The sequence below is a fragment of the Streptomyces sp. NPDC007084 genome (assembly GCF_040703595.1).
Lineage (GTDB): Bacteria > Actinomycetota > Actinomycetes > Streptomycetales > Streptomycetaceae > Streptomyces.
Genome location: NZ_JBEYFY010000021.1, coordinates 76,669 through 89,657 on the forward strand (window position 1 = coordinate 76,669; position 12,989 = coordinate 89,657).

General features: G+C 70.9%; 8 protein-coding genes. 6 read left to right on the forward strand and 2 right to left on the reverse strand.

Annotated elements, in window-relative coordinates:
• Positions 1-268 precede the first annotated feature (268 nt).
• Positions 269-3,274 carry a bifunctional [glutamine synthetase] adenylyltransferase/[glutamine synthetase]-adenylyl-L-tyrosine phosphorylase gene (locus tag AB0912_RS19200; protein ID WP_366701149.1) on the forward strand — a complete coding sequence of 1,002 codons (3,006 nt, stop codon included), beginning with the start codon at positions 269-271 and terminating at the stop codon, positions 3,272-3,274.
• Positions 3,275-3,474: 200 nt separating this feature from the next.
• Here the strand turns inward: AB0912_RS19200 and AB0912_RS19205 are convergent, their stop codons facing one another.
• Together AB0912_RS19205 and AB0912_RS19210 are read right to left on the reverse strand one after the other, a co-directional pair.
• On the reverse strand, positions 3,475-4,332 hold the full coding sequence (locus AB0912_RS19205; protein ID WP_366701151.1) for a phosphatase PAP2 family protein: 858 nt from the start codon (positions 4,330-4,332) through the stop codon (positions 3,475-3,477).
• 142 nt (positions 4,333-4,474) lie between these two features.
• Complete coding sequence (locus tag AB0912_RS19210; RefSeq protein ID WP_366701153.1) at positions 4,475-5,509, reverse strand: LacI family DNA-binding transcriptional regulator; 1,035 nt, start codon at positions 5,507-5,509, stop codon at positions 4,475-4,477.
• A 467-nt stretch (positions 5,510-5,976) separates the two neighbouring features.
• On the opposite strand from AB0912_RS19210, the gene AB0912_RS19215 reads away from it, so the two are divergent.
• From AB0912_RS19215 to AB0912_RS19235, 5 genes are all read left to right on the forward strand, one after another.
• A complete protein-coding gene (locus AB0912_RS19215) occupies positions 5,977-7,251 on the forward strand; it encodes an extracellular solute-binding protein (protein WP_366701155.1) in 1,275 nt (424 codons plus the stop codon).
• Between the two features lie 136 nt (positions 7,252-7,387).
• Positions 7,388-8,392 (forward strand): sugar ABC transporter permease, encoded by a 1,005-nt coding sequence (locus AB0912_RS19220; protein WP_366701157.1) that lies wholly within the window; start codon positions 7,388-7,390, stop codon positions 8,390-8,392.
• 13 nt (positions 8,393-8,405) lie between these two features.
• Positions 8,406-9,314, forward strand: coding sequence for a carbohydrate ABC transporter permease (locus AB0912_RS19225; RefSeq protein ID WP_366701159.1), 909 nt, complete (start codon positions 8,406-8,408; stop codon positions 9,312-9,314).
• A 281-nt stretch (positions 9,315-9,595) separates the two neighbouring features.
• Positions 9,596-11,275, forward strand: coding sequence for a glycoside hydrolase family 13 protein (locus tag AB0912_RS19230; RefSeq protein WP_366701161.1), 1,680 nt, complete (start codon positions 9,596-9,598; stop codon positions 11,273-11,275).
• 270 nt (positions 11,276-11,545) lie between these two features.
• Positions 11,546-12,928, forward strand: a complete 1,383-nt coding sequence (locus AB0912_RS19235) for an alpha-amylase family protein (RefSeq protein WP_366701163.1) — start codon at positions 11,546-11,548, stop codon at positions 12,926-12,928.
• Positions 12,929-12,989 lie beyond the last annotated feature (61 nt).

Consider the following 12,989-nt stretch of genomic DNA (forward strand, 5'->3'; position numbering starts at 1 on the left):
ACCTGCGCCTGCGCCCCCCACCTGCGGCCGGCTGTCGTCACCGACGTGGCCGGCGCCCCACCTCCGCCTCCCGCCCCCGCGCCCCACCTCCGCCTCCCACCCCGCGCCCCACCCCTGCCTCCCACCCCCGCGCCGCACCCCCACGTCCCACCCCGCCTCCTCGGACGTCCCCCGATCCAGACGACAAGCCCCGCCCACCCGGGGTTAGGCTCGCTTCGCACGACCTTGATCCGAAGGCGGTGCGGGTCCGATCCGACGGGAGGCCGGGATGACGGCGCCGGGGCGCAGGAGCAGTACCTTCACGCGGCTGCTGCGGCACGGTTTCACCGATCCCTCGGCGGCCGAACGTCTTCTGGAGGGCCCCGAACTGGCGCCCATAAGGGCCGACCCGGTGCTCCTGGAGGCCCTCGGCGCCACCGCCGACCCCGACCTGGCGCTGCTCGGACTGGTCCGGCTGGTCGAGGCGCAGGACGGGGACGCGGCCCGCCGGGAACTGCTCGACACCCTGATCGCCGCCAAGCCGCTGCGCGACCGCCTCCTCGGTGTCCTCGGCGCCTCCGAGGCGCTCGGCGACCACCTCGCCCGGCACCCCGGGGACTGGCGGGCCCTGGTCACCTACGAGGCGCAGGACCTGCACCCGGGTGTCGCCGAGTTCGAGGCGGGGCTCGCCGGCGCCGACGACCCGGTCGCGCTGCGCGTCGCCTACCGCCGCTGCCTGCTCTCCATCGCCGCCCGCGACGTCTGCGGCACCACCGACCTCGCGCAGACCGCCGCCGAACTCGCGGACCTCGCCACCGCGACCCTGCGCGCCGCGTTCGCCATCGCCCGCGCCGCCGCCCCCGACGACGCCGCGCTGTGCCGGCTCGCCGTGATCGCGATGGGCAAGACCGGCGGCCACGAGCTGAACTACGTGTCCGACGTCGACGTCATCTTCGTGGCGGAGGCCGCCGAGGGCACGGACGGTGCCGACGAGGCCAAGGCCGTGCAGGCGGCCACCCGGCTCGCCTCCCACCTGATGCGCATCTGCTCCGAGACGACGGTCGAGGGCAGCATCTGGCCGGTCGACGCCAACCTGCGCCCCGAGGGCCGCAACGGCCCGCTGGTGCGCACCCTCAGCAGCCATCTCGCTTACTACCAGCGCTGGGCGAAGACCTGGGAGTTCCAGGCGCTCCTCAAGGCCCGCCCGGTGGCGGGGGACTTGGCGCTCGGCGAGGAGTACGTGGCCACGCTCGCCCCGCTGGTGTGGCAGGCCGCCGAGCGGGACAACTTCGTCGCCGACGTGCAGAAGATGCGTCGCCGCGTCGTGGAGAACATCCCGGCCGCCGAGATCGAACGCGAGCTGAAGCTCGGCCCCGGCGGCCTCAGGGACGTCGAATTCGCCGTGCAGCTCCTCCAGTTGGTGCACGGCCGGGCCGACACCTCGCTGCGCAGCGGCACCACCCTGGACGCCCTGAAGGCGCTCGCGGCCGGCGGTTACGTGGGCCGCGCCGACGCCGTCCAGCTCGACGACGCCTACCGCTTCCTGCGCTCGATGGAGCACCGCATACAGCTCTTCCGGCTCCGGCGCACCCACCTGGTGCCGGAGGACGAGGCCGACCTGCGCCGCATCGGCCGCTCCCTCGGCCTGCGCGTCGACCCGGTCAAGGAACTGAACCGGGAGTGGAAACGGCACGCCTCCGTGGTGCGCCGGCTGCACGAGAAGCTGTTCTACCGGCCGTTGCTCGACGCGGTCGCCCAACTCGCCCCCGGCGAGACCCGGTTGAGCCCCGGTGCGGCCCGGGAGCGGCTCGTCGCCCTCGGCTACGCGGACCCGGCCGCGGCCCTGCGTCACCTGGAGGCGCTGGCGTCCGGCGTCTCCCGCAAGGCCGCCATCCAACGCACCCTGCTGCCCGTCCTGTTGGGCTGGTTCGCGGACTCCGCCGACCCCGACGCCGGACTCCTCAACTTCCGGAAGGTCTCCGACGCGCTCGGCAAAACCCCCTGGTACCTGCGGCTGTTGAGGGACGAGGGCGCCGCCGCCGAGAACCTCGCCCGGGTGCTGTCGGCCGGCCGGCTCGCCCCCGACCTGCTGCTGCGCGCGCCCGAGGCCGTGGCGCTGCTCGGCGACGGGGAGAGCGGCGGCCTCGAACCACGCGACCGCGCCCATCTGGAACAGGAGATCCTCGCCGCGGTGCGCCGGGCGGACGGCGGCGAACAGGCGGTGACCGCGGCGCGCGGGGTGCGGCGCCGGGAGCTGTTCCGTACCGCCGCGACGGACATCATCGCCTCCTACGGCACCGAGGAGACCCCGGTCATCGCCGACCAGGGCGCGCTGGTCGACCTGGTCGGCGGCGCGGTGTCCGATCTGACGGCGGCGACGCTCGCCGGCACCCTGCGGGCCGTGGTGCGCGACGGCTGGGGGGACACCCTGCCGACCCGGTTCGCGGTGATCGGCATGGGCCGTTTCGGCGGCCACGAGCTGGGCTACGGCTCCGACGCGGACGTCCTCTTCGTGCACGAACCCCGCGAGGGCGTGGACGAGCACGAGGCGTCCAAGGCGGCGAACGCCGTGGTGTCCGAGATGCGCCGGCTCCTCCAGATCCCGAGCGCCGACCCGCCCCTGCTGATCGACGCCGACCTGCGCCCGGAGGGCAAGTCGGGGCCGCTGGTGCGCACGCTGAAGTCGTACGAGGCGTACTACCGGCGCTGGTCGCTGGTGTGGGAGTCGCAGGCGCTGCTGCGGGCGGAGGTCGTGGCGGGCGACGCCGACCTGGGCGGCCGGTTCATCGAGCTGATCGACCCGCTGCGGTACCCGGCGGAGGGGCTCGGCGAGGAGGCCGTACGGGAGATCCGGCGGCTGAAGGCGCGGATGGAGTCGGAGCGGATGCCGCGCGGCGCCGATCCGACCCTGCATACCAAGCTCGGGCGGGGCGGGCTGTCCGACGTGGAGTGGACGGTCCAGCTCATCCAGCTCCGGCACGGCTGGGCCGAGCCCGGCCTCAGGACGACCCGGACCCGGGAGGCACTGGCCGCCGCCCGCGCCGCCGGGCTGCTGTCCACGGAGGACGCGGCCACCCTGGACGAGGCCTGGGTCCTCGCCACCCGCGTACGGAACGCGGTGATGCTGGTGCGCGGGCGGGCCGGTGACACCTTCCCCTCCGACGGCCGTGAGCTGGCCGCGGTGGGCCGCTACCTCGGCTACGGCCCCGGTCATGTCGGGGACATGCTGGACGACTACCGGCGCACCACCCGCAGGGCCCGGGCCGTCGTGGACGAGCTGTTCTACGGAGCGTGACGCCCGGGAAGCGTGACCCCGGGGAAGCGTGACCCCGGGGAAGCGTGACCCCGGGGAAGCGTGACCCCGGGGAAGCGTGACCCCGGGGAAGTGTGACGCCCGGGAAGTGTGACGCCCGGGAAGCGTGACGCCCGGGACGTACGGACCGTGGACTCCCCGGGGGTGGAAAGCGCGCCCGGCGGGAGCGCGGAGCCCGCGGCTCAGGTCTTCGCCGGCAGCGTCCGCCCCGTACGGGTGTCCGGCACCCACTGCGGCAGCCGGTAGGGCCACGTCCCGTACCAGAGGCGGGCCACCAGGAAGCCGAAGGCGAGGCAGAGCATGCCGCCCACCGCGTCCAGCCAGAAGTGGTTGGCCGTCGACACGATCACCGTGAGGGTGGCCGCCGGGTAGAGCAGGCCGAGGACGCGGGCCCACGGGGCGGAGGCCAGCGCGAAGACGGTCAGCCCGCACCACAGGGACCAGCCGATGTGCATGGACGGCATGGCGGCGTACTGGTTCGACATGTGCTTCAGGTCGCCCGAGGCCATCGATCCCCAGGTCTGGTGCACCGTGACCGTGTCCACGAAGGTGTTGCCGGTCATCAGCCGGGGTGGCGCGAGCGGATAGAAGTAGTAGCCGAGCAGGGCCACCGCCGTGGTCGCGAAGAGCGCGAGGCGGGCCGCGGCGTAGCGGCCGGGATGGCGGCGGTACAGCCAGACGAGAACACCGAGCGTCACCACGAAGTGCAGTGTCGCGTAGTAGTAGTTCATCCCGATGATCAGCCATGTCACCGAGTTCACGGCGTGGTTGACCGACTCCTCGACCGCGATGCCGAGGTGGTGTTCCATCCGCCAGATCCAGTCCGCGTTGCGCAGGGCGGCGTGTCTCTGCTCCGGCACCGCGTTGCGGATCAGGGAATAGGTCCAGTAACTCACGGCGATGAGGAGGATCTCGAACCAGAGGCGGGGGCGACGCGGGGCCCGCATACGACGCAGGAGGTGGTGACCCGCCTTCTCCTCCGCGACGGGCTGGTCGGTGGCCTTTTCCCGGCCTTCCAGTGTCGTCACGGTCTCACCCATAGGCGAAGAGTCTGCCAGAAAAGCCTTCGACCACCGATCATCCCCCGGTTGGGTTCAGGTCGCACTTTCTACGCCCACAGGTGGCGATAACGCCCCCGCGACTCCTCCTCAAGGACGACCGCGACCCCCAGAGGGCACCGGCTCAGGAACGCCCGCGGTCCCCGGGCGCCGAGGCGGTCGAGCCGCGTACCACCAGTTCCGGCATGAACACGAACTCGCTGTGCGGGGCGGGCGTGCCGCCGATCTCCTCCAGGAGCGTGCGCACCGCCGCCTGCCCCATGGCCGGCACCGGCTTGCGGATCGTCGTGAGCGGCGGGTCGGTGAACGCGATGAGCGGCGAGTCGTCGAATCCCACCACCGAGACGTCCGTCGGAACCTCCAGACCGCGCTGGCGCGCCGCCCGTATCGCGCCGAGCGCCATCATGTCGCTCGCGCAGACGATCGCCGTGCAGCCGCGGTCCATCAGCGCGCTCGCGGCGGCCTGACCGCCCTCCAGGGTGTACAGCGAGTGCTGGACCAGTCGCTCCTCGACATCGGCGGCGGCCAGGCCGAGCTGCTCCTGCATGGTGCGCACGAAGCCCTCGATCTTGCGCTGCACCGGCACGAACCGCTTCGGGCCGAGGGCGAGCCCGATGCCGGTGTGCCCGAGAGAGGCGAGGTGGGTGACCGCGAGGGCCATCGCCGCGCGGTCGTCGGGGGAGATGAAGGGCGCCTGCACCTTGGGGGAGAAGCCGTCGACGAGGACGAAGGGGACGCCCTGGCCGCGCAGTTGCTCGTAGCGCTGCATGTCGGCCGAGGTGTCGGCGTGCAGTCCGGAGACGAAGATGATGCCGGCGACCCCGCGGTCCACCAGCATCTCGGTCAGCTCGTCCTCGGTGGAGCCGCCCGGGGTCTGCGTCGCGAGGACGGGGGTGTAGCCCTGGCGTGTCAGGGCCTGCCCGATGACCTGCGCGAGCGCGGGGAATATCGGGTTCTCCAGCTCGGGGGTTATGAGGCCCACCAGGCCCGCGCTGCGCTGCCGCAGCCGCACCGGGCGCTCGTAGCCCAGCACGTCGAGCGCGGCCAGGACGGACTGGCGGGTGGTCGCGGCGACGCCCGGCTTCCCGTTGAGGACGCGGCTGACAGTCGCTTCACTGACCCCCGCCTGGGCTGCGATGTCGGCAAGCCGTGTGGTCACGGGATTGGACTGTACCGGTCGGGTATCGCCCTGCCCACCAACCGGACGCCGTGTGCGGGCGGTTGTACGGCCCGCTCCGGGCTGCTGCGTCATCGCGCTCCCTCGTGTTCCGGTCGGCTCGGCGTCCCGGGCGTGCGCCGCGGGAAGGGGTGGCTCCTGCAAGGCGCTGACGGCCCGATGATCCCCGTACGCGACAGCCGTGGCAAGAGCTTGCAGAGTCTTGCACAGCGCCGCGCACCTCCGCTGATCGGCCTGGCGCAAGGGATCGGGGACTCGGCGGGGGAGGTCACGGGCCCGTAACTCTCGGCAGCTCTTGCACTTTTTTGCTGCAAGGTCTTTCGCGCCGCTTACAACGCTGTTACGTTCACGTCGCCCGGCGGACGCAACGGCGCAGTCGGCAAGTCGGCAAGGGGATCGGGCGGGACCGCATCCCCACCTACTCGGGCTTTCACCCTCAAGGAGATCTCATGCGGCGTGGCATAGCGGCCACCGCGCTGGTGGCGTCCCTCGCCCTCGCGGCGACGGCCTGCGGCGGCAGTGACAGCGGCAGCGACAAGTCGGACGGCCCCACCACCATCACCTGGTGGGACACCTCCAACGCCACCAATGAGGCGCCGACGTACAAGGCTCTGGCCCAGCAGTTCGAGAAGGCCAACCCCGGCATCAAGGTCAAGTACGTCAACGTCCCCTTCGACCAGGCGCAGAACAAGTTCGACACGGCCGCCGGCTCCAAGGGCGCCCCGGACGTGCTGCGCTCCGAGGTCGGCTGGACCCCCGCCTTCGCGAAGAAGGGCTTCTTCGCGCCGCTCGACGGCACCGAGGCCCTCGCCGACCAGGCCAAGTTCCAGCCCAGCCTGATCGAGCAGGCCAAGTACGACGGCAAGACCTACGGCGTTCCGCTGGTCACCGACACCCTCGCGCTCGTCTACAACAAGGCGCTCTTCAAGAAGGCCGGCATCGCCGAGGCCCCGAAGACCTGGGCCGACCTGAAGGCCGACGCGGCGAAGATCAAGGCGAAGACGGGCGTCGACGGCTACTGGGGCTCGACCCAGGCCTACTACGCCCAGTCCTTCCTCTACGGCGAGGGCACCGACACGGTCGACGCCGGCGCCAAGAAGATCACCGTGAACTCGGCCGCCGCGAAGAAGGCGTACGGCACCTGGCAGGGCCTGTTCTCCGGCAAGGGCCTGCACAAGGCGGACACCACCGCCGACGCGTACGCCCACATCCAGGACGCCTTCGTCAACGGCAAGGTCGCCGCGATCGTCCAGGGCCCCTGGGAGATCACGAACTTCTACAAGGGCTCGGCCTTCACCGACAAGACGAACCTCGGCATCGCCACCGTCCCGGCCGGCTCCACCGGCAAGGCGGGCGCCCCGACCGGCGGCCACAACCTCTCCGTGTACGCGGGTTCGGACAAGGCCCACCAGGCGGCCTCGCTGAAGTTCGTGAAGTTCATGACCTCCGCGAAGTCCCAGGCGACCATCGCGCTCAAGAACTCCACGCTGCCCACGCGCGACGACGCCTACACCGCCGAGGTCAAGGCCGACCCGGGCATCGCCGGCTACCAGACGGTGCTCCCCGCCGCCCAGCCGCGCCCGGCGCTGCCCGAGTACAGCTCGCTGTGGGGCCCGCTCGACACCGAGCTGCCGAAGATCGCGGGCGGCAAGGAGTCCCTGGACAAGGGCCTGAGCAACGCCGAACTGGCGATCGCCAAGCTGGTCCCGGACTTCAGCAAGTGAGCCCGTGTGGCCGCCGCTTCCGCACCCCGCGCCCGGCTCCGGCCGGGCCGGGGGGACCCCCGCCGGCGGCGGGGACGGACCCGGCGGCCACCGGCCGTGCGCGCCCAACCCCTGATCTTGCAGAAGGTGTCGAACCATGACAGTCGCCATCGACCGCGCGACCGGCAAGCGCCGCGGTGACCGAGCACCGCGCCCGGGCCGGGCGCAGCGTCTGAAGCACGCGTACCAGAAGTACTGGTACGCGTACGCGATGATCGCCCCGGTCGTCGTCGTTCTCGGCGGACTGGTGCTCTATCCGCTGGTGCGGGGCTTCTACCTGACGCTGACGGACGCCAACAGCCTCAACTCGGCCCGCACCATCGGCGTCAACCACATCGACGCCACCTACAAGTTCATCGGCCTCGACAACTACAAGGACATCCTCTGGGGTCCGACGTCGTACGACCGCTTCTGGTCGCACTTCATCTGGACCATCGCCTGGACCGTCCTGTGTGTGGCCCTGCACTACTGCATCGGCCTCGGCCTCGCCCTGCTGCTCAACCAGAAGCTGCGCGGCCGCACCGTCTACCGGCTGATCCTCGTCCTGCCCTGGGCCGTGCCGACCTTCGTCACCGTCTTCGGCTGGCGGTTCATGCTCGCCGACGGCGGCATCGTCAACGCGATGCTCGACGCGCTGCACCTGCCCTCCCCGGCCTGGCTCGAGGACACCTTCTGGCAGCGGTTCGCCGCGATCATGGTCAACACCTGGTGCGGTGTGCCGTTCATGATGGTCTCGCTTCTCGGCGGACTCCAGTCCATCGACAGCACGCTGTACGAGGCCGCCGAGATGGACGGCGCGGGCGCCTGGCAGCAGTTCCGCTACGTGACCCTGCCCGGCCTCAGGTCGGTCAGCTCCACCGTCGTGCTCCTCGGCGTCATCTGGACCTTCAACCAGTTCGCCGTGATCTTCCTGCTGTTCGGCAACACCGCCCCCGACGCGCAGATCCTCGTCACCTGGGCCTACTACCTCGGCTTCGGACAGCAGCCGCGCGACTTCGCCCAGTCGGCCGCCTACGGCATGCTGCTGCTGGCCATCCTCGTCGTCTTCACCTCCTTCTACCGCCGCTGGCTGAACCGCAATGACCAGCAGCTCGCGATCTGAGGCGGGAGTCTCCATGAGCACCACCACCCTGCGGACACCGCCGGCCGAAGAGGCCCCCGTCCCCGGCGCGGCCGCGCGGCCGGTCCGCGAGCGCGGCCGGCGCGGGCTCGCCGGCTCGCTCGCCTCGCACGGCATCCTGACCGTCGCGAGCCTGATCGCGCTGTTCCCGATCGCCTGGCTGGTCTTCCTGTCCCTCGGTCCGGACAAGGACGACTACCTGCACCCCGGACGCATCTGGGACACGATGACGTTCGACAACTACTCCTTCGTGCTTCAGCACACGAACTTCTTCGAATGGATGAAGAGTTCGCTCATCGTGTCGCTGGGCACCACGCTGATCGGCGTGATGGTCGCGGCCAGCACCGGCTACGCGGTGTCCCGCATGCGCTTCCCCGGCTACCGCAAGTTCATGTGGGTCCTGCTGGTCACCCAGATGTTCCCGATCGCCGTGCTCATCGTGCCGATGTACCAGATCCTCTCCGACCTGGGACTCATCGACTCCTACCTCGGCCTGATCCTCGTCTACTGCTCGACCGCCGTCCCCTACAGCGCCTGGCTGCTCAAGGGGTACTTCGACACCATCCCGTTCGAGATCGACGAGGCCGGGCGCGTCGACGGGCTCAGCCCCTTCGGCACCTTCTTCCGGCTGATCCTGCCGCTCGCCAAGCCCGGCCTCGCGGTGGCCGCGTTCTACAACTTCATCACCGCGTTCGGCGAGGTCGCCTTCGCCTCCACGTTCATGCTGGACGACTCGAAGTACACCTTCGCCGTCGGACTCCAGAGCTTCGTCAGCGAGCACGACGCGCAGCGCAACCTGATGGCCGCCACCGCGGTCCTCGTCGCGATACCCGTGTCCGCGTTCTTCTACCTCGTGCAGAAGAACCTGGTGACCGGCCTGACCGCGGGCGGCACGAAGGGCTGACCCGTGAGGGACGCCCCTCGCGCCCACCTCCGCAAGACTCCGCGCGCCCCGGCGCGCGGGTGGCGGCCGCGGTGCCCTCCCCCAGCTCTCCGAGCGGGGGGAGACACCCAGACCCCGCCGGTACCGCGGCCGCCACGACTCCCCACCCGGGAAACCGACTTCGTCGGCCCCGGACCTCACGCCCGTGCTCCGCGTGCCGCGCGAGCAGGGGCCGCCCCCACCGAACTCCTCCCCACGCCGGGCCCGCCCGGCCACGGGGAACCCATCGCATCAAGGACGCCATGAGCCAGCACTCCGCCGACCAGGCCCCGAACTCCGTTCTCGCCACCGTCGCCGCGCACCGCGACTGGTGGCGCGACGCGGTGATCTACCAGGTCTATCCGCGCAGCTTCGCCGACAGCAACGGCGACGGCATGGGCGACCTGGAGGGCGTACGCTCCCGACTCCCGTATCTGCGCGACCTCGGCGTGGACGCCGTGTGGCTCAGCCCCTTCTACGCCTCGCCGCAGGCCGACGCCGGCTACGACGTGGCCGACTACCGGGCCGTCGACCCCATGTTCGGCAGCCTGCTGGACGCCGACGCGCTGATCCGCGACGCCCACGGGCTCGGCCTGCGGATCATCGTCGACCTGGTGCCCAACCACTCCTCCGACCAGCACGAGTGGTTCAAGCGCGCCCTGCGCGAGGGCCCCGGCTCCGACCTGCGCGACCGCTACCACTTCCGCCCCGGCAAGGGCGCGGACGGCGAACTGCCGCCCAACGACTGGGAGTCCATCTTCGGCGGACCGGCCTGGACCCGGGTCACCGAACCGGACGGCACCCCCGGCGAGTGGTATCTGCACCTCTTCGCGCCCGAGCAGCCCGACTTCAACTGGGAACACCCCGCCGTCGGCGACGAGTTCCGCTCGATCCTGCGGTTCTGGCTGGACATGGGCGTCGACGGATTCCGTATCGACGTGGCGCACGGCCTGGTCAAGGCGGAGGGGCTGCCCGACCTCGGCGACCACGACCAGCTCAAACTGCTGGGCAACGATGTCATGCCGTTCTTCGACCAGGACGGGGTGCACGAGGTCTACCGGCAGTGGCGCACGATCCTCGACGAGTACTCCGGCGAGCGGATCTTCGTCGCCGAGGCGTGGACGCCGACCATCGAGCGCACCGCGAACTACGTCCGCCCCGACGAGCTGCACCAGGCCTTCAACTTCCAGTACCTGGGCACCCACTGGGACGCGGCCGAGCTGCGCTCGGTGATCGACCGGACCCTCGACGCGATGCGCCCGGTCGGCGCCCCCTCCACCTGGGTGCTGTCCAACCACGACGTCACCCGGCACGCCACCCGCTTCGCCAACGAGGCCGGCCTCGGCACCCAGATCCGCACCGCGGGCGACCGGGAGCTGGGCCTGCGCCGGGCCCGCGCGGCGAGCCTGCTGATGCTGGCGCTGCCCGGCTCCGCCTACCTCTACCAGGGCGAGGAACTCGGCCTGCCCGACGTCGTCGACCTGCCCGACGAGGTGCGCCAGGACCCCGCCTACTTCCGCGGCGCCGGACAGGACGGCTTCCGCGACGGCTGCCGGGTGCCGATCCCGTGGACCCGGGCCGGCTCCTCGTACGGCTTCGGGGACGGCGGAAGCTGGCTGCCGCAGCCCGCCGCGTGGGCGGAGCTGAGCATCGAGGCGCAGACCGGCGTCGCGGGCTCGACCCTGGAGCTGTACCGCGAGGCGCTGGCGGTGCGCCGGGAGCGGCCCGACCTCGGCGCCGGAGACTCCGTCGAGTGGCTGGACGCGCCCGAGGGCGTCCTCGCCTTCCGGCGCGGCGATGTCGTCTGCACGGCGAACACGGGCGGCACGGCGGTGACCGTGCCGGTATACGGCCGGGTGCTCGTCGCGAGCGGCGAGGTGAGCGTGCCGAAGGGCGGCGAGGCGGAGCTGCCCGCCGACACGACCGTGTGGTGGGCGGTCTGACCCCGCCCGGCCACGACCGGGAGGGGGCGGCCTGACCCCGCCCCCTCCCGGCTGAGCGGTGCCCCGGTCCTCCGGACCGGGGCACCGCTTTTTTCGCGCGTTGAAATCCCTTACGACATCTTGCTGAAACTTGTTGGCAAGAGATACGTTCCGGCACACGCCCGGCTGATTCACCGGGCAACTTCCTTCCTGGGCCCCCCACTTGCACCCCGGAGCCCCGGTCACCCGCACCCGCACACCCCCACCGCACAACGACGTGCAGGAGAAGACATGGCCAAGAGACCTCTTGCCACCGCGCTCGCGCTCGCCGCCGGAATGGCCGCCTCCGTGGCCCTCCCCGCCGGTACCGCCGAAGCCGCCCCGCCCGGCACCAAGGACGTCACCGCCGTCCTGTTCGAGTGGAAATTCGACTCGGTCGCCAGGGAGTGCACCACCACACTGGGCCCCGCCGGATACGGCTACGTCCAGGTGTCCCCGCCCGCCGAGCACATCCAGGGCTCCCAGTGGTGGACCTCGTACCAGCCGGTCAGCTACCGGATCGCCGGGCGGCTCGGTGACGCCACCGCCTTCAAGAACATGATCAACACCTGTCACGCGGCCGGCGTGAAGGTCGTCGCGGACACGGTCATCAACCACATGTCCGCCGGATCGGGCACCGGCACCGGCGGCTCCTCGTACACGAAGTACAACTACCCCGGCCTGTACTCCTCGTACGACATGGACGACTGCACCGCCGGCATCAGCGACTACACCAACCGCGCCAACGTGCAGAACTGCGAACTCGTCGGCCTCGCCGACCTCGACACCGGCGAGGAGTACGTCCGGTCCACCATCGCCGGGTACCTCAACACCCTGCTCGGCTACGGCGTCGACGGCTTCCGCGTCGACGCGGCCAAGCACATCCCGGCGGCCGACCTCGCCAACATCAAGTCCCGGCTGAACAACCCCTCCGCGTACTGGAAGCAGGAGGTCATCTACGGCGCGGGCGAGGCCGTCCAGCCCACCGAGTACACCGGCAACGGCGACGTCCAGGAGTTCCGCTACGCCTACGACCTCAAGCGGGTCTTCAACAACGAGAACCTCGCCTACCTGAAGAACTACGGCGAGGGCTGGGGCTACCTGGACAACAGCGTCGCCGCCGTCTTCGTCGACAACCACGACACCGAGCGCAACGGCTCCACCCTCAACTACAAGGACGGCGCGAACTACACCCTCGCCAACGTCTTCATGCTCGCCTACCCCTACGGCGCCCCCGACATCAACTCCGGCTACGAGTGGTCCGACGCGGACGCCGGACCGCCCAACGGGGGCACGGTCAACGCCTGCTGGCAGGACGGCTGGAAGTGCCAGCACGCCTGGCCCGAGATCAAGTCGATGGTCGCCTTCCGCAACGCCACGCGTGGACAGGCGCTGAGCAACTGGTGGGACAACGGCAACGACGCCATCGCCTTCGGCCGCGGCACCAAGGGCTTCGTCGCCATCAACCACGAGACGTCCTCCCTCAGCCGGACCTACACCACCTCCCTGCCGGCCGGCACCTACTGCAACGTGCAGAACAACACGCAGGTCAGCGTGAACGGTTCGGGCCAGTTCACGGCAACGCTCGGCGCCAACACGGCCCTCGCGCTCTACGCGGGCAAGTCGAGCTGCTGAAAACTCTTTCCGCCGGTTGCAAGACTCTTGCTGTAAACCTTGCGTGAGCGATACGGTCACG